This window comes from Microbacterium testaceum StLB037, assembly GCF_008763945.1.
GTDB classification, from domain to species: Bacteria; Actinomycetota; Actinomycetes; order Actinomycetales; family Microbacteriaceae; genus Microbacterium; species Microbacterium testaceum_G.
In genome coordinates this window covers 91,078-106,777 of record NZ_VTQH01000003.1, presented here as the reverse complement: position 1 = coordinate 106,777, position 15,700 = coordinate 91,078, and the positions used below count along the sequence as shown (strand labels likewise).

Annotated in this window: 20 protein-coding genes; 5 read left to right on the top strand and 15 right to left on the bottom strand. The window is 69.8% G+C overall.

Annotation, left to right across the window (positions count from 1 at the left end):
- Positions 1-597: 597 nt before the first annotated feature.
- The 7 genes from ccsB to F9B98_RS12775 form a co-directional block, all read right to left on the bottom strand.
- The gene (gene ccsB / locus F9B98_RS12805; RefSeq protein ID WP_150958070.1) at positions 598-1,605 is read right to left on the bottom strand and encodes a c-type cytochrome biogenesis protein CcsB; all 1,008 of its coding nucleotides are present in this window, start codon (positions 1,603-1,605) and stop codon (positions 598-600) included.
- 4 nt (positions 1,606-1,609) lie between these two features.
- Positions 1,610-3,337: a cytochrome c biogenesis protein ResB gene (locus F9B98_RS12800; protein ID WP_150958068.1), complete on the bottom strand. Its 1,728-nt coding sequence runs from the start codon at positions 3,335-3,337 to the stop codon at positions 1,610-1,612.
- The gene (locus tag F9B98_RS12795) at positions 3,318-4,067 is read right to left on the bottom strand and encodes a cytochrome c biogenesis CcdA family protein (protein ID WP_150958066.1); all 750 of its coding nucleotides are present in this window, start codon (positions 4,065-4,067) and stop codon (positions 3,318-3,320) included. Before F9B98_RS12795 ends, F9B98_RS12800 begins: the two co-directional genes overlap by 20 nt.
- Positions 4,064-4,669 (bottom strand): TlpA family protein disulfide reductase, encoded by a 606-nt coding sequence (locus F9B98_RS12790; protein ID WP_150958064.1) that lies wholly within the window; start codon positions 4,667-4,669, stop codon positions 4,064-4,066. Before F9B98_RS12790 ends, F9B98_RS12795 begins: the two co-directional genes overlap by 4 nt.
- Positions 4,669-5,313 (bottom strand): histidine phosphatase family protein, encoded by a 645-nt coding sequence (locus tag F9B98_RS12785; RefSeq protein ID WP_150958063.1) that lies wholly within the window; start codon positions 5,311-5,313, stop codon positions 4,669-4,671. The genes F9B98_RS12790 and F9B98_RS12785 overlap by 1 nt, the downstream gene beginning before the upstream one ends.
- Before the next feature lie 85 nt (positions 5,314-5,398).
- On the bottom strand, positions 5,399-6,124 hold the full coding sequence (locus F9B98_RS12780) for a DedA family protein (protein ID WP_191966833.1): 726 nt from the start codon (positions 6,122-6,124) through the stop codon (positions 5,399-5,401).
- Between the two features lie 99 nt (positions 6,125-6,223).
- Complete coding sequence (locus tag F9B98_RS12775; RefSeq protein ID WP_150958061.1) at positions 6,224-6,613, bottom strand: hypothetical protein; 390 nt, start codon at positions 6,611-6,613, stop codon at positions 6,224-6,226.
- Positions 6,614-6,672: 59 nt separating this feature from the next.
- Here F9B98_RS12775 and aspS point away from each other — a divergent pair, with 59 nt between their 5' ends.
- Both aspS and F9B98_RS12765 read left to right on the top strand, forming a co-directional pair.
- Positions 6,673-8,010 carry an aspartate--tRNA(Asn) ligase gene (gene aspS, locus F9B98_RS12770; RefSeq protein ID WP_150958059.1) on the top strand — a complete coding sequence of 446 codons (1,338 nt, stop codon included), beginning with the start codon at positions 6,673-6,675 and terminating at the stop codon, positions 8,008-8,010.
- A gap of 75 nt (positions 8,011-8,085) precedes the next feature.
- On the top strand, positions 8,086-9,150 hold the full coding sequence (locus F9B98_RS12765; protein WP_150958057.1) for an ATP-binding cassette domain-containing protein: 1,065 nt from the start codon (positions 8,086-8,088) through the stop codon (positions 9,148-9,150).
- A gap of 21 nt (positions 9,151-9,171) precedes the next feature.
- Here the strand turns inward: F9B98_RS12765 and F9B98_RS12760 are convergent, their stop codons facing one another.
- The 6 genes from F9B98_RS12760 to F9B98_RS12735 all read right to left on the bottom strand — a co-directional run bounded on the left by F9B98_RS12760 (position 9,172) and on the right by F9B98_RS12735 (position 11,099).
- Positions 9,172-9,474, bottom strand: coding sequence for a Dabb family protein (locus F9B98_RS12760; RefSeq protein ID WP_150958055.1), 303 nt, complete (start codon positions 9,472-9,474; stop codon positions 9,172-9,174).
- Entirely contained in the window at positions 9,471-9,749 is a 279-nt protein-coding gene (locus F9B98_RS12755) for a glutaredoxin family protein (RefSeq protein ID WP_150958053.1), read from the bottom strand. Before F9B98_RS12755 ends, F9B98_RS12760 begins: the two co-directional genes overlap by 4 nt.
- 66 nt (positions 9,750-9,815) lie before the next feature.
- Positions 9,816-10,109, bottom strand: a complete 294-nt coding sequence (locus tag F9B98_RS12750; protein ID WP_150958051.1) for a rhodanese-like domain-containing protein — start codon at positions 10,107-10,109, stop codon at positions 9,816-9,818.
- An 81-nt stretch (positions 10,110-10,190) separates the two neighbouring features.
- Positions 10,191-10,289, bottom strand: coding sequence for a 30S ribosomal protein bS22 (locus tag F9B98_RS12745; RefSeq protein WP_003792170.1), 99 nt, complete (start codon positions 10,287-10,289; stop codon positions 10,191-10,193).
- An 82-nt stretch (positions 10,290-10,371) separates the two neighbouring features.
- On the bottom strand, positions 10,372-10,563 hold the full coding sequence (locus tag F9B98_RS12740) for a helix-turn-helix domain-containing protein (protein ID WP_150958049.1): 192 nt from the start codon (positions 10,561-10,563) through the stop codon (positions 10,372-10,374).
- 140 nt (positions 10,564-10,703) lie between these two features.
- A complete protein-coding gene (locus tag F9B98_RS12735) occupies positions 10,704-11,099 on the bottom strand; it encodes an ArsR/SmtB family transcription factor (RefSeq protein ID WP_150958047.1) in 396 nt (131 codons plus the stop codon).
- 68 nt (positions 11,100-11,167) lie between these two features.
- Between F9B98_RS12735 and F9B98_RS12730 the strand changes: the two genes are divergently transcribed.
- On the top strand, positions 11,168-12,610 hold the full coding sequence (locus tag F9B98_RS12730) for a TrkH family potassium uptake protein (RefSeq protein ID WP_150958045.1): 1,443 nt from the start codon (positions 11,168-11,170) through the stop codon (positions 12,608-12,610).
- Positions 12,603-13,274: a potassium channel family protein gene (locus F9B98_RS12725; protein ID WP_056224009.1), complete on the top strand. Its 672-nt coding sequence runs from the start codon at positions 12,603-12,605 to the stop codon at positions 13,272-13,274. Before F9B98_RS12730 ends, F9B98_RS12725 begins: the two co-directional genes overlap by 8 nt.
- A gap of 15 nt (positions 13,275-13,289) precedes the next feature.
- Here the strand turns inward: F9B98_RS12725 and F9B98_RS12720 are convergent, their stop codons facing one another.
- Together F9B98_RS12720 and proC are read right to left on the bottom strand one after the other, a co-directional pair.
- Entirely contained in the window at positions 13,290-13,577 is a 288-nt protein-coding gene (locus tag F9B98_RS12720) for a DUF1905 domain-containing protein (protein ID WP_150958043.1), read from the bottom strand.
- A gap of 2 nt (positions 13,578-13,579) precedes the next feature.
- Positions 13,580-14,425, bottom strand: coding sequence for a pyrroline-5-carboxylate reductase (gene proC, locus F9B98_RS12715; protein WP_150958041.1), 846 nt, complete (start codon positions 14,423-14,425; stop codon positions 13,580-13,582).
- A gap of 162 nt (positions 14,426-14,587) precedes the next feature.
- On the opposite strand from proC, the gene F9B98_RS12710 reads away from it, so the two are divergent.
- Positions 14,588-15,700, top strand: a complete 1,113-nt coding sequence (locus F9B98_RS12710) for an alpha/beta fold hydrolase (RefSeq protein ID WP_150958039.1) — start codon at positions 14,588-14,590, stop codon at positions 15,698-15,700.

Below are 15,700 nucleotides of genomic sequence, written 5' to 3'. Positions count from 1 at the left end.
CCTGAGCCCCGTCGCTCGGGGCCCGGGCCGCCGCCGCCGTCGCCTGAGCCCCGTCGCTCGGGGCCTGGGCCGAAACGGTGCGGCGGCCGCCCGCGTCCGCGCCCGCCCGCGCCCGCGCCCGCCCGCGCGCCCAGGTGCCGTGCCGTGTCGCGTCGTGTCGTGTCGCGTCGTGTCGTGGGACTGGGGCACGCTAGCCGACGACGCCCCGAGCACAACGGCGGGCCGGTCGGGCGACACGCGGAGCAAAGGGCCCCGTGACCCGGCGCGTCGCGAAACGCCCCGCCGTCAGGCACGCCCCGGCCGGCAGGTCCGCGTCGCCCCGGGCCGTGACGTCTCCTCAGGCCCGAGCTCGCGGCATCCCACCGCCCTCCCCGCCACCCGTGCACAACGGCGGGGCGCGTCGCCGACACGCCGGGAACGCCACCGCCATACTCGGCGTTTCGCAGAACGCCCCGCCGTTGTGCACGCCTCACCCCACGGCGTATCCACACGCGGCTCGCGGAGCCACGCATCCTCAGACCGTGCCCCGGCCTCTTCCCCACACAGAAGAGGGCCCGCCCGGCGACAAGCCGGACGGGCACGCGGGTCCTGCCCAGGTCAGGTCGTGAGGCCGCTGTAGGCGTGCAGGCCCTTGAAGAAGACGTTGACGATCGTGAAGTTGAACAGCACCGCGGTGAAGCCGATGATCGACAGCCAGGCCGAGCGCGTGCCGCGCCAGCCGCGCGTCGCGCGGGCGTGGATGTACCCGGCGTAGAGCACCCAGATGACGAAGGTCCAGACTTCCTTGGTGTCGAAGCCCCAGAAGCGGCCCCACGCATCATTGGCCCAGATCGACCCGGCGATGAGGGTGAAGGTCCAGAAGATGAACCCGACGATGGCGAAGCGGTAGGCGAGAGACTCGAGCGCGTCGGCGTTCGGGACCGTGCGCAGGAAGCTGCGCTTCGTCGCGGCATCCGCGGGTGCGTCGGCGAGCTTGCGCTCACGGCGCGCCTGGATGAGCTGCACCACCGACAACCCGAACGCCAGAGCGAACAACGCCGTCGCCAGGCTCGCGACGAACACGTGCACGACGAGCCACACCGACTTCAGCGGGTCGGCCAGCGGCACGACCTCGACGTGGAACGCGAGGGTCGCCCCTCCCAGCAACAGCACGGCGAGACCGGTCATGAGCGAGCCGAGGAAGCGCAGGTCGTAGCGCGTGAGCACCACGAGGTACACCGCGATGATCAGCAGCAGTCCGGTCATCGCGAACTCGTACATGTTCGACCACGGCACGCGCCCGGCGGCGACACCGCGCAGAACCGTGGCGACCAGGTGGAACACGAAGCCCAGCGCCGTGAGAACGGTCCCCATCCGAGCCCAGAGGTAGCGGGGCTTCGCCGAAGAAGGGGATGCCGCAGAGGCAGTGCCCGAGGAGATCACTCCCCCGCCGCCCGCGGTGACGAGCTCGCGCGCGACGACCTCGTCTTTCGCCTTCAGCGCGAGGTCGGAGCGGCGTGCGAGATCGATGGCGTACGCGATGAACGCCAGCACGTAGATGGCGACCGCCGTCCACACCAGGAGGAGGGAGATCTCGTCGAGGAGAAGCGGGTCGGTTCCGGGCATGGTCTCAGTCTACTTTTCCGGTGTCGGGGTGGCTCTGGGCGGGGAGGGTCGCGCCGTGCTTGTCGGCGAGCTGGACGACGGCCGCGGCCAGCGTCGGGTCCTCGCCGCGGGCGAGACCGGCGTACTCGATCTCGACGACGCCTTCGCGAGGGGTCGCCTTGACCCACATGCGCCGGCGCGGGACGAACAGGGCCGCGAGCAGACCGAAGAGGGCCAGCAGTGCGAAGCCGAGCACCCAGGGACCGGCGAGGTCGCGGTGGATCGACAGCGACGCGAAGCGCTTGACCGACTGCTCGTAGCCCGTGGCGCCGGCCGGCGCCTCGTTCTCGAACGTGATCGTGCCGAGCCCGTTGGGCAGGTCCTCGGTCTGACCCGGCATCAGTTGGATGGCGGGGGTGCCGCTGTCGCCGCCCGCGATCTGGGTCATGCCCGAGGGATCGAGCGTGTAGACCGACCGAGGCGTTCCGTCGTCGATACCGAGGTCGCCCTCGTACACGCGCAGCGTGAGGGTCGGGTACTCGAGCGCCCCGTACGTCGAGGTGAGAGCGCCCGAGGGCAGCACGTCCATCGTCGGGTAGAAGAACCCGAGCAATCCGAGCTGCTGCGGCAGTCCGTCGGCGACCTTGATGACGCCGAGCGAGGTCATGTTGGCATCCTGAGGCAGGAAGGCCACCGAGTCGTGGAACACCTCGTTGCCCTGGGCGTCTCGGATCGTGACGGTCGGGGCATAGCCGTTGCCCAGCAGATAGACGCGGTCGCCCTGCACGTCGAGGGGGTGATTGACCCGCACCTCGCCGTCCTGAGCTTCGCCCCCGGGCGTCTGGGTCGTCACGTGCGCGACGAAGTCGCCGGCCTGTCCCGAACCCGGTTGCCCGGGCGGCACGTACGTGACGTCGAATTTGTCGAGGGTCATCGAGTAGGGCGTCAGGGTGTCGCCGCCGACGAAGCGCCCCGGGTTGAACGAGGAGTAGTCCAGCAGACTGTTGCTGAACGCCTGGCCCTCGACGAGCACGCGCTGGCCGGTGTACGTGAAGCCCCCGCCCACGCCCACGGCGATCAGCACGCCCACGAGCGCGCCGTGGAAGAGCAGGTTGCCGGTCTCGCGCAGATAGCCGCGCTCCGCCGACACCGAGAAACTGCCGCGCGCGTCGTACCGGGCCACGCGGTAGCCGCTCTTGCGCAGTTGCGCGGCGGCGCTGTCGATCGCGGCCGCCGCCACGGCATCCGCGTCCTGCTCGACCTCGATCGTGCGGGTGCGGTGACCGTCGAGCCGCGACAGCCGGGCGGGGGTCCGGGGAGGCTGCGAGCGCAGAGCCTTCCAGTGGTGCTTGGTGCGCGGCAGCACGCAGCCGATGAGCGAGACGAACAGCAGGAGGTAGATCGCTGAGAACCACGGCGAGCTGTACACGTCGAACAGGCTCAGCTTGTCGAGCACCGGCGCGAGGTCGGGGTTGTCGGTGAAGTACTGCGTGACACCGTTGGGGTCGGCGGTGCGCTGCGGCACGAGCGAGCCGGGGACGGCCGCGATCGCGAGCAGCAGCAGGAGCACCAGCGCCGTGCGCATCGAGGTCAGCTGACGCCAGCCCCAGCGCAGCCACCCGATCACTCCCAGACGCGGCTGCGTGACGTCGTCGCCCGACCCGGCGGGGAGGGAGTCGGCGTGGTCGGAGGGGCGCAGCGGGTCGGTCACGGTGTCACCTCGGTCGGAACGATCAGAGCGGGAGCTGGACATTGCCGATCACCCCCTGCAGGGTCGACATCCACTGCCCCCAGAACCCGGTCACCATGAGCAGGCCGAGCCCGATCAGGAGCGCCCCGCCGACGAGGTTCACGACGCGGATGTGCTTGCGCACGAACGCCACCGACTTCGTCGCCCACCCGAAGCCCAGGGCGAGGAGCAGGAACGGGATGCCGAGACCCAGCGAATACGCCAGGCCCAGGAGCGCGGCCCGGCCGGGGTCTCCCAGGTTGTACGACACCGAGATGATCGCGGTCAGCGTGGGGCCGATGCAGGGAGTCCAGCCGATGCCGAGGGCGATGCCGAGCAGAGGGGCGCCGATGAGGCCGAGGTTGCCGCGCGACTGCATCCGCACGGAGCGCTGAGCGAGGCCGAAGAGCCCGATGAACACGAGACCCATGAGGATGATGACGACGCCCATGACGCGCGTGATCAGGTCGGCGTACTGGACGAAGAAGCGGCCGAGCGCTCCGCCGACGACGTTGACCCCCATGAAGACGAGGGTGAAGCCCGCGATGAACAGCAGGGTCCCACCGAGCAGACGCCCCTTTCCCGAAGCGGATGCCGAGCCCCCGCGGGGAGCGACGGCACCGCCGATGTAGCCGAGGTATCCCGGCACGAGCGGCAGTACGCAGGGCGAGAGGAACGAGATGAGGCCGGCGGCCAGGGCGATGGGAACGGCGATCCACAGCGCCCCGTCGAAGACGAGGGCGCCCGGATTCACGCGTTCTCCGCGACCAGCGTGCGCACGATCGACTCGAGGATCGAGGCCTCGGGCAGCTCGCCGACGATGCGGGCCGCGACGCGACCCTGCTTGTCGAGCACGAGGGTCGTGGGGGTGGCGTTCAGCGGCGCGGCGTCGGTGAACGCGAGCTTGAGCTGCGCGTCTCCCACGGCCATGGCGCTGGAGTACGACACCCCGTGGTCGCGCGCGAACGACAGCGCCGTGGCGGGCTGGTCGTAGGTGTTGATGCCGAGGAAGGCGACGTCCTGTCCCTCGAAGCTCTGGTAGGCCTGCTCGAGGCGCGGGGCCTCGATGATGCACGGCCCGCACGTGGCGTACCAGAAGTTGACCACGAGCACCTTGCCGGCGAAGTCGGCGCTCGACACCGCGGAGCCGTTGTCGAGCGTGCCCGTGAACTCGACGGGGTCCTTCCGGCTCTCGGGCGCGATCTCGTTGGTCTGGAACCCGTTGGCGGCGATGTAGCCCTTGTTGTCGCCCGCGCGGTACTGGTCGGCGAGGGGGTCGGCCGTACACGCGGACAGGCCGACGACGAGGGCGGCCGCAGCGGCGATCGACCCCGCGGCGGTGAGGATTCTGCGCATCAGACGGCTCCTACATCGACGGCTCCGGCGGTGCTCGCCGGCTCGGCGTACGCCACCTCGACCCAGCGCGACGCGCCGTCGGCGCCGTCTCGCCGCTCGAAGCTCGTCACGCTCGACAGCGCGCATCGGCGCTTGCGGGGGTCGTGGCGGGTGGGCTGGTGGGAGAGCGCGAGGTGCGTCACCCAGATGGGGAGTTGGTGAGAGACGACGACCACGTCGCCGGAGGGCACACGGTCCCACGCGTCGGTCATCGCGGCGGTCATGCGCGCGACGATCCGCTCATAGGGCTCGCCCCAGCTCGGCACGGCCGGGCGGCTCAAGTGCCGCCAGTTCAGCGGGTTCGCGAGAGCCTGCTTCATGCGTCGACCCTCGAAGACGTTGGTCGGCTCGATGACCCGGTCGTCGATGTACGGCTCGGCGCCGAAGAGCTCCGTGAACGGCTCCGCTGACTCGCGGGTGCGCTGCAGGGGCGAGACCACGAGGGCTGCGACAGGACGCTCGAGGCCCTTCACGTACTCCGCCGCCTGACGCGCCATGCGGCGCCCGTCCACGCTCAGTCCGAATCCGGGGAGCCGACCATAGAGCACGCGACGGGGGTTGTGAACCTCTCCGTGGCGCACGAGATGAAGGCGGTCGGCGGGCACGATGCCAGTCTACGGGCGGGTTCTGTGGTCTGACTGAGTCCGGATGCCGGTTGCCTCGACGTGGAGATAACCGGCGGAACCGCTCTCAGGCGTCGCGGTGCGCGGGCTCCGCCTCGTCGCGATCGCCGGCGCGCTTGGAGGCGAGCAGCGAACGCACGCGTGAGTACAGGAACCAGGCGACGCCGATGGCGACCGCGGCGATGACGACGTACTGCAGGATCGAGGCGTACTCCTCGACGATGTGCCAGTTCTCGCCGAGCAGGAATCCCGAGAGCACGAAGATCGTGTTCCAGATCAGGCTGCCCGCGCCCGTGAGCAGGGTGAAGCGCCACAGGGGCATCTTCGACACCCCGGCGGGGATCGAGATCAGGCTTCGGAAGATCGGGATCATCCGCCCGAAGAACACCGCCTTGCCCCCGTGCCGCTCGAACCACGCGATCGTGCGGTCGACGTCCTCGGGGTGCAGCAGGGGCATCTTCGTAGCGAAGGCGCGAAGTCGCGCCGCCCCGAGCCAGCGTCCGAGGCCGTAGAGCATCAACGCGCCGACGACCGAGCCGATCGTCGTCCACAGCAGCGCCTCGAACAGCGTGAACGAGCCGCGGCTCGCCGTCAGCCCCGCCATCGGGAGCACGACCTCGCTCGGAAGCGGGGGGAAGAGGTTCTCGAGGGCGATCGCGACGCCCGCACCGATGGGGCCGATGACCTCCATGAGCGAGACGGTCCAGTCCGCGAGCGACGTCAGCCAGGACTGACCCTCCCCGGAGCCGGAGGTCGCCCGCAACGGGGCCGGGGACAGGGATATGGCGGTCATCGGGTGCCTTCGCGCTCGGTGATCGGCCGTCCGGAGTGGAGGCCTCTTTCAGATTAGATCGCGATCCCCCGCCTCACCTGGGGGTTGCCCCCAAGCGGATCAGGATGCCGAGACCCCGGCGCCCACGAGGGCTGCGGCGACGAACCACGCCGCCACGATGGCCACCATGGTCACCAGCGGCACCCAGAACGCCAGGCGGTGACGCACCAGGCGGACGATCGCGACGGTCACGCCGATGAGCAGGATGCCCCACGGCGAGATGACCGCGCTCCAGAAGCCGATGTTCATCAGATCCGTGTTGCACGCCACCGACCCGCACGCGTCGGACGCGTAGGCGAGGAGCACCCCCGCGTAGGACGCGGCGAGCGCCAGAAGGGGAAGCAGGACGAGCAGCACGATCGTGAGCGCCACGTCCCACCCGCGCACCGGGCGCGCCGCCGGTTCGGGCCGGAGCGTCCGGAACGACCCGGGCGGCATCGAGAAGGTCACGCCCCCATCGTAGGTTCGCGCCCGGATTCGCGCCGACCGCGCACGTAGACTGGTCGATCGTGAGCGAACGCGTCCTGGTCAACCAGCTGAAATCCCTCCCCGCCGGCCCCGTCGAGGTGTCGGGATGGGTCGAAACCGTGCGCGACCAGAAGAAGGTGCAGTTCGTCGTCCTCCGCGACGAGACCGGCGCCGTGCAGCTGGTCAACCCTGCCACGCGTCCCTCGGAGGAGATCGAGCAGGATGCCGCGGCCCTCGCCCTGACCGAGACGATCGGCGCCCTCGCCACCGGCACGTTCCTGACCGTCCGCGGCGAGCTCAAGCACGACGAGCGCGTGAAGCTCGGCGGCGTCGAGATCAAGGTCGCCGAGCTCGAGATCGCGGCCGCCGCGAACCCCGAGACCCCGATCGCCGCCGACAGCAGCCCCGACAAGCGCATGGACTGGCGCTTCATCGACCTGCGTCAGCGTCGCAACAACCTCATCTTCCGCGTGCAGACGACCCTCGAGCACGCCATGCGCACCTACTGGATCGAGCGCGACTACATCGAGGTGCACTCGCCCAAACTGATGGCCTCCCCCTCCGAGTCCAACGCCGAGCTGTTCGAGGTGCCCTACTTCGAGGACAAGACGGCCTACCTCGCGCAGAGCCCGCAGTTCTTCAAGCAGATGGCACAGGTCGCCGGCTTCGGCAAGATCTTCGAGATCGCGCCCGCCTTCCGCGCCGACCCCTCCTTCACGAGCCGCCACGCGACGGAGTTCACCTCCATCGACGCCGAGATCAGCTGGATCGACTCGCACGAGGACGTCGCCCGCATGCAGGAGGAGCTCCTGCACACGGCGTTCCAGGCGGTGGCCGACAAGCACGGTGACGAGATCCGCGAGCTGTTCGGCGTCGAGGTCGAGGTGCCCGCGGTTCCGTTCCCGCGCATCCCCCTCGCTGAGGCCCGCGAGATCGTCGCCGCCCGCGGATACGACATCCCGCGCACCGACGGCGACCTCGACCCCGAGGGCGAGCGCCAGATCGCCGCGCACGTGCGCGAGGCCTTCGGCCACCCCTTCGTCTTCATCACCGACTACCACCCCGAGATCCGCGCCTTCTACCACATGCGTGATGAGCAGACCGGGCTGACCAAGTCGTACGACCTGCTCTTCAACGGCGTCGAGATCACCACGGGTGCCCAGCGCGAGCACCGTGTCGACGTCCTGATCGAGCAGGCGAAGGAAAAGGGTCTCGACCCCGAGCACCTCGACTTCTACCTCGACTTCTTCCGCTTCGGTGCCCCGCCGCACGGCGGGTTCGGCATGGGCCTCGCGCGCATCCTCATGCTGATGCTCGGCGAGTCCTCGATCCGCGAGGTGACCTTCCTCTTCCGCGGTCCCACCCGTCTCGCCCCGTAAAAGGTTCGAGTGAGCGACGCCCGGGGTTCACCCCCCGGGCGTTCGCATGTCACGCGCCCTGCCTAGGGTGGGCGAATGGTCGCCGTCACCCCCGTGGATGCCTCACCCGTCGGGCAGGCGCCGCGCCCGGGCTGGTCCCTCGCCCTGCGCGGGGTGAACCGCGAGCGCGCCGGCGCCCCGATCCTGCGCGACATCGATCTCGACGTCGCACCCGGCACCATCGTGGCCCTCGTCGGCCCCTCGGGCTGCGGGGCGTCGACGCTGCTGCGCGTGGCGAGCGGGGCCGAACGGGTGGACGCCGGCAGCGTGATCGTGGAGGGACGCTCGGGCGCCGCGGCACCCCGCATTCCCGCCGTCCTGGTTCGGACACCGGTGGCACGGTTCGGTCGCGTCCGCGCAGCGGTTCTCGCGGCGGCGCGGCAGGCCGGGTGCGACAGCCCCGGGGCCGAGACCGACCGATTGCTCGACCTGGTCGGTCTGGGCGCCGGGGACAAGAGCGTGCACCGACTCTCGCACGGCGACCGGCAGCGCTGGGCCCTCGCCCGCGCCCTCGCCGCACAGCCGCGAGCCCTGGTCCTCGATGATGCGCTCGCGGCCCTGCACACCACCGCGCGCGCCGAGACCCGCGACCGTCTCGTCCGCGAGCTCCGGGAGCGGGGCGTGACGACCCTCTGGGCCACGCGCGACACCGCGGAGGCCGCGGCCGTCGCTGACCACCTCGTCGTGATGGATCAGGGGCGCATCGTCGCGGCGGGCTGCCCCGACGAGGTCTACGCCCGCGTCTCGGACGCGGCGGTCGCCGAGGTTCTGGGACCGGTGAGCGCCGTGCCCGGGATCGTCGAGGGACACACCGTCGAGGTGTGGGGGCAGGAACTTCCCCTCGCGGAGGCGGCGCACGACGGCCACTGCGAGGTCGTGGTCCGTCCCGAGAACGTGCTCCTGGTCGGACCCGACTCGCCCGGCGTGGACGGAGTCGTCGAGGACTCGATCTTCCTCGGCAGCGTCCGCCGCTCGACGGTGCTCACGAGCGACGGCAGTCGCGTCGTCGTGGAGCACACCCCGGACCAGCGCCTCGGAGACCGGGACGCGGTGCGCCTCGCACTCGCCGTCGTGCCCGCTACGGTACGCCCCATCGACTGACGGAGCGGGCGGAACCCGGCCTCAGAACGGGTAGTCGACCGAGGAGCGCTCCGCCACGACGGAGCGGACGAATGCCGCCACCTCCTGGTGGGCGGGGTGCACCTGGTAGCGCTCGAGCGCGTCGACGTCGGCGAACTCGCTCACCAGCGCGACGTCCCAGTTGGACTGCGGGTTGACGACGTTGCGTCCCACCTCGATGTGCTGGATCTCGTCGATCACCGCGTCGAGGGCCGTGAGGCGCTCGGCGATCTGCTCCGCGTGCAGGGCGCGCGTGTCGGCGTCGTCGGCCGAGAGCTTCCACAGGACGATGTGCCGGATGCTCACGCAGAGGCTCCTTGGGTGTCTGCCGCGACGAGGGCGGCGCGAAGACGGTCGGCCGACACGCGCCAGTGGGCGTGCAACTCTCCATCGATGAGGACGACGGGGATCTTCTCCCACCACTTCTCGTAGAGGGCGGCGTCGTCGGCGATCGACGCCTGCTCGATGGTGACGCGATCGGCGACCGCTCCGGGGAGCTCGCCGACGACCGTTTCCACGATCTGCTCCGCCACGTCGCAGAGGTGGCAGTCGGGCTTCCCGATCAGCGTGAGGGTCGTCACCCTCCCCATCCTATGAGGCCGGAGACGGGCAGGAGCCGGCGCGCGGCGCGCGTGTCGAGGGGCGGGTCAGGACTCGACGTCGTAGCCCGAGGCGATCCACTCGCCCGTGCCGCCCTCGACGTTGGTGGCGTCGTGGCCGCGGGCGGAGAGCGCTTCGACGACGCGCGCCGAGCGGCCGCCCGCCTGGCAGATCACGTCGAAGGGCTCGCCGGGCAGCTCGTCGAGGTGCTCGCCGATCGTCGACATGGGGAGATTCACCGCGCCCGGGACGTGCCCTGCCGCGAACTCGTGCTCTTCGCGCACGTCGATCAGGGGACGCTCGCGCCCCGCGTGCAGATCGTGGACCGAGATGGACTGCATGCTTCCTCCGAGGAGACGGGCGGCACCGGATACACGAAGCGCCCGTCACGAATCGGACAGGCGCTCGGTGTGGTGGCCGCTTTACTTCTTGTTGCGGCGCTGGTGACGAGTCTTGCGAAGCAGCTTGCGGTGCTTCTTCTTCGCCATGCGCTTACGGCGCTTCTTGATGACAGAACCCACGGAAAACCTCACTAAGTCGGGGTCTGGGTGCCGATGTCGGCCCCCGGGAACAGCAGGCGTTGGAAAAAAGCCTCGGACCAGTCTAGCCGACGTCGGACACCGGTCGTTGCACGGCTTCGGCCACCGCCGATTCCGGCACCCGGTAGCTTCGCCCGAAACGCACCGCCGGAAGCTCGCCGGAGTGCACGAGACGGTAGACCGTCATCTTTGACACGCGCATGAGTTCGGCGACCTCGGCGACCGTCAGGAACCGCACCTCTTGCAGCTCGCCCATCGTTCACCCTTCGTCCTGGGTGAACTCACCCTCTCGATGCTGAGCACACTCTAGGGTCTGAGCGGGATCGCTGTAAACCTGTGGGCCTGCTGTGACGGATGTGATCCACGGATGCCGGAATTCCGCGGCATCCGTCGGCCTCATCGTCCCGGGAGTTTGCGGAACGCCGTCGAAAAGGAGTGCTTGACCGATGCGGCGGCGCGGCCCACCACCTCGGCGGCATGCACCGCCGAGTCGGGGAGGGCCGGTTCGTGCTCCTCGTCGATCGAGAAGAAGGGGACGAGCCAGTCGTCCACCTCGTCGAGCGGGGCGACCGCGAGGCTGTAATACCGGTGCTGCCCCTCCTCGCGGACCGAGACGAGCTCGGCCTCGCGCAGCACCTTGAGGTGCTTGGAGACGGTTGGCTGGCTCACACCGAGGGCGGCGACGATCTGCGAGACGCTCGTCCCCCGTTCACCGCCGGTCGCCCGGTCGAGAAGAAGCTGAAGGATGTCGCGACGCGTTCCGTCAGCGATCACGTCGAAGATGTCCGCCATGGCATCAGATTAGCGGCGCCCCGGCCCGAGTACCATGATTCGGGTTCGGGCACCGAAGGGAGCGGCGCATGGCGGCGACGCCGAACGAGGCTCGACTGGCCGTGCGACTGCGTCGCATCGCCTACGAGGCATGGGATGGACTGCGCAATCTCACCACGGCGTCGCCGGCGCGTTTCGCGGTCCTGGTCTTCGTGACGCTCATCGCCCTGTTCACCGCGCTCTTCTCCCTGCCGGCCGCCTCGGCCACGGGTGAGCGCATCGCCTTCGCCGACGCGCTGTTCACCGCCGTGTCGACGATCTGCGTCACGGGCCTGGCCACGCTGAACATGTACTCGGACTTCTCCCCCTTCGGCCGTGTCGTGACCTTCATCGGCGTGAACGTCGGAGCGCTCGGCGTGCTCACGCTCGCCTCGATCCTCGGCCTGGTCATCTCGAAGCGCCTCGGCTTGCGCGCCAAGCTCATCGCGGCGGGCGACAGCAACCCCCTGCGCGTGCACGGCGGCCCGGTGAACGAGGGGCAGACGGTCCGCCTCGGCGAGGTCGGTCAGCTGCTGCGCACGGTCGCCCTATCGACCCTCGTCATCGAGGCGGGCCTGACGGTCCTCATCTACCCGTCGCTGATCATCGGCGGCATCAATCCGTTCGTAGCGCTGTGGGAGGCGCCGTACTACGCGGCGATGGCGTTCACGAACACCGGTTTCGTCCCCAACGCCGACGGCCTCACGCCCTTCGCACAGGACTACTACCTGCTCACCGTGCTGATGGCCGGAGTGTTCCTCGGTTCGATCGGCTTCCCCGTCATCTTCACCCTCTGGCGTCACTACTGGCGGTTCCGTTTGTGGTCGCTGCACGCGAAGCTCACCATCATCACGACCGTCGTCCTCTTCATCGCCGGGGCGGGGGTCATTCTGCTTCTGGAATACGACAACCCCCTCACATTCGGCAGCATGGATGCGTGGGACACCACGTTCCAGGCCTTCTTCCTGTCGGCCATGACGCGCTCCGGTGGTTTCAGCGTGATCAACATCGGCGACCTCAACGGCGCCACCCTGATCGTGGGCTCGATGCTGATGTTCGTGGGCGGGGGGTCGGCGTCGACCGCCGGCGGCATCAAGGTCACGACCCTCGCCGTGCTCGCCCTCGCCGTCTTCTCCGAGGCGAAGGGACGCCCCTCGGTGCAGGCCTTCGGTCGCCGCATCCCCAGCGATGTGCAGCGCGTCGCGCTCTCCGTCGTCGCGTGGGGCGCCACGATCGTCGCGATCTCGACCGTCACCATCAGCCGCATCACCGATGCGCCGATCGAGTACGTGCTCTTCGACGTCGTCTCGGCATTCGCCACGGTGGGACTGTCGACCGGTCTCACCGCCGAGCTCCCCGAGGCCGCGAAGTACGTGATGGCGGCCACGATGTTCATGGGGCGCATTGGTACAGTGACACTCGCTGCGGCAGTAGCTGCGTCCTCCCGGTCGCAGCTGTACGCGCTCCCCGTGGAAAGGCCCATCGTTGGTTGAACGCATCCGCAGTGACGCGCCCGTCCTCGTGATCGGGCTCGGCCGCTTCGGCGCCGCCTGCGCCGGTGAACTCGACCGCCTCGACCGCGAGGTGCTGGCCGTCGACGGCAACCTCGAGCTCGTGCAGAAGTGGTCGGAGCGCGTGACGCACGCGGTCCAGGCCGACGCCCGCAACATCGACGCCCTGCGACAGATCGGCGCCCAGGACTTCCAGGTGGCGGTCGTCGCCGTCGGCTCCCTCATCGAGGCGTCGGTGCTCATCACCGCGAACCTCGTCGACCTCAAGGTTCCGCAGATCTGGGCGAAAGCCGTCTCGCAGTCGCACGGCAAGATCCTCGCGCGCGTCGGCGCCAACCACGTGATCTACCCCGAGGCCGAGGCCGGCGAGCGCGTCGCGCACCTCGTCAGCGGTCGCATGCTCGACTTCATCCGGTTCGACGACGACTTCGTGCTCGCCAAGATGTATCCGCCCAAGCTCGTGCGCGGCGTCGGCCTGAACGAGTCCGGAGTGCGGTCGAAGTACAACGTCACCGTGGTGGGCGTGAAGAGTCCGGGCCGGCCGTTCCGGTACGCCGAGGCCAACACGGTCGTCACCAACCACGACCTCATCATCGTGTCGGGGACGAACTCCGACATCGAGCGCTTCGCGTCGCTCGACCGCTGACTCTCGGCGGGACGCTCACGCGTCGATGTCGAGCGTCACCTCGACCTCGTCGTCGACACCGAGGCCCTCGGCATCCTGAAGCGCCTTCTTCACCGGCACGACGTAGCCGCCGTCTTTCGGCCAGAGCGAGGTGGTGACGCTCGTTCGGCCGATCGTGACGGATGCCGGGATCATGCCCCACCCGTAGGTCACGACGGGGGCGACCTCGGCGATCATCGCCGCCTCGGCTGCGGGCACCGAGACGAAGTGGAACGGCGCGGGGCCGCGCCAGTACCAGATCGTCCCGGTGAACCGCAGGCGCATCGTCAGCTCCCCGCGGCCAGTTCCTTGGCCCGCGCCAGGGCGGCTTCGGCGGCGGTGGTGAAGGTGTCGTCGAGGCGGGCGTCCTGCAGGACGGCCACGGCGCGCTCGGTCGTGCCCTTCGGGCTGGTGACACGGCGGCGGAGCTCGGCGGGATCGACATCGGCGGATGCCATGAGCGCGGTCGCCCCGATGAAGGTCTGCTCTGCCAGCAGGCGCGCCTGATCGTCGTGGAAGCCCATCCGCACCGCGGCCTTGGTGAACTCCTCGACCAGGAGGAAGACGTAGGCGGGGCCGGATCCGGAGATCGTCGACAGCGCATCGATCTGCGATTCGGGGACTTCGAGTACCGAGCCGACGGTCTCGAAGAGCGCCCGCACCACGGCGACGTCGGCGGCGGAGGCGGCGGGGCCGGCCGCGAGACCCGTGACGCCCTTCCCGACGAGCGAGGGGGTGTTGGGCATGGAACGCAGTGTGGCGACACCGTCGCCGAGGTGTGCGGCGAAAGTGTCGAGGGTGACGCCGGCCGCGAGGCTCACCACGATCGTCCCCGGACGCAGGTGCGGGGCGATCTCGTCGAGCAGGTCGGGGACCATCGCGGGCTTGACGCCCACCAGCACGATGTCGGCGGCGGAGACGGCGTCGGTATTGCCCGCCGGGTTCGCCTCGAGGGCGACGCTGGTCACCCCGTCGAGGTCGGCGAGCTCGGCGGCCTTCGCGATGGAGCGGTTGGTCGCCGTCACCCCTCCCCTGGTGAGCCCGGCGGCCACGAGGCCGTGCAGGATCGCCCCGCCCATGGAACCTGCTCCGAGGATCGCGATCGGGGGCAGCGAGGTCGTGGCATCCGTCATGCGAGTCAGTTTACGAACCACTCTCGCGATCCGGGGGGTCTCGCGCGAACCGAAGGGGGGGCGAGCCCGAGCCTGGCAAGCCTGAGTGCGACCGGAAGGGGCGCGCGTTAGAGTCGGAAAACGGTGTGCGGGAGCACCGGCGAGCGACACGGAGGACTAGCGATGACTCTCTTCGACGGCATCACCGCGCGCCTGGTCGAGACCGACCGGTTGAGTGTCAACGTGCTCGAGCGCGCGGGCGACGACCCCGCCACCTCGCCCGAGCACACCGTCGTCTTCGTGCACGGCAACGTGGCCTCCTCGCTCTTCTGGCAGGAGATCATGCAGGACCTGCCGAGCGAGCTGCGCGTGATCGCCGTCGACCTGCGCGGTTTCGGCCGCACCGAGCACAGCCCCATCGATGCCACCCGTGGCGTCCGCGACTTCAGCGACGATCTGCACGCGACGCTCGAGGCCCTCGGCATCCCGACCGCCCACCTCGTCGGCTGGTCGATGGGCGGAGCGGTCGTGCTGCAATACGCGCTCGAGCACCCCGTGCTCTCGCTCACGCTGCAGTCCCCCGTGTCGCCGTACGGTTTCGGCGCCACGCGCCGCGACGGTTCGCGCCTGAACGACGAGGACGCCGGCGCCGGAGCGGGAGCCGCCAACCCCGACGTCGTCCAGCGCCTCATCGACCACGACACCACCGACGACGCGCCCACCTCGCCGCGCTCGGTCTTCCGCTCGAGCTACGTCGCCGCCGGATACCGGAGCGAGCACGAGGACGTCTGGGTCGAGGCGATGCTGTCGACCTCCACGGCCACCGGCAACTACCCCGGCGACTCGGTGACGACCTCGACCTGGCCGGGCTTCGCTCCCGGGACGATCGGCGTGCTCAACGCGCTGGCGCCCAAGAACCTCAACCTCTCGGGGATCGTGGACCTCGCCGAGAAGCCCCCGATCCTGTGGATCTACGGGACGGCCGACGCCATCGTCTCCGACGCCTCGTTCTCGGACGTCAACCACCTGGGCGCGCTCGGCGTAGTCCCCGACTGGCCGGGCGCCGACGTGGCACCCGCGCAGCCGATGGTCTCGCAGACCCGCGACGTGCTCTCCGCTTACGCGGAGAACGGCGGCGAGGTCACCGAGGTGCCCGTCGACGGGGCCGGCCACTGCGTGCACCTCGAACGCCCCGCGCAGTTCCGCCAGGCGCTGCTCACGCACATCGGCTACGTCGGCCGTCCGGCCGACCCGGCACCGCCGACCGAGGCGATCATCCTGCGCTCGGCCGACTGA

Bases quoted from the DNA above. Each gene is read 5' to 3' on its own strand.
- F9B98_RS12790 (WP_150958064.1), bottom strand. From the start codon at position 4,669: ATGCGCAGAATCCTCACCGCCGCGGGGTCGATCGCCGCTGCGGCCGCC.
- F9B98_RS12710 (WP_150958039.1), top strand. From the start codon at position 14,588: ATGACTCTCTTCGACGGCATCACCGCGCGCCTGGTCGAGACCGACCGG.
- F9B98_RS12750 (WP_150958051.1), bottom strand. From the start codon at position 10,109: ATGCAGTCCATCTCGGTCCACGATCTGCACGCGGGGCGCGAGCGTCCC.
- ccsB (WP_150958070.1), bottom strand. From the start codon at position 1,605: ATGCCCGGAACCGACCCGCTTCTCCTCGACGAGATCTCCCTCCTCCTG.
- F9B98_RS12780 (WP_191966833.1), bottom strand. From the start codon at position 6,124: ATGACCGCCATATCCCTGTCCCCGGCCCCGTTGCGGGCGACCTCCGGC.
- F9B98_RS12730 (WP_150958045.1), top strand. From the start codon at position 11,168: ATGGCGGCGACGCCGAACGAGGCTCGACTGGCCGTGCGACTGCGTCGC.
- F9B98_RS12740 (WP_150958049.1), bottom strand. From the start codon at position 10,563: ATGGGCGAGCTGCAAGAGGTGCGGTTCCTGACGGTCGCCGAGGTCGCC.
- F9B98_RS12765 (WP_150958057.1), top strand. From the start codon at position 8,086: ATGGTCGCCGTCACCCCCGTGGATGCCTCACCCGTCGGGCAGGCGCCG.
- F9B98_RS12735 (WP_150958047.1), bottom strand. From the start codon at position 11,099: ATGGCGGACATCTTCGACGTGATCGCTGACGGAACGCGTCGCGACATC.
- F9B98_RS12800 (WP_150958068.1), bottom strand. From the start codon at position 3,337: ATGTCCAGCTCCCGCTCTGATCGTTCCGACCGAGGTGACACCGTGACC.
- proC (WP_150958041.1), bottom strand. From the start codon at position 14,425: ATGACGGATGCCACGACCTCGCTGCCCCCGATCGCGATCCTCGGAGCA.
- F9B98_RS12720 (WP_150958043.1), bottom strand. From the start codon at position 13,577: ATGCGCCTGCGGTTCACCGGGACGATCTGGTACTGGCGCGGCCCCGCG.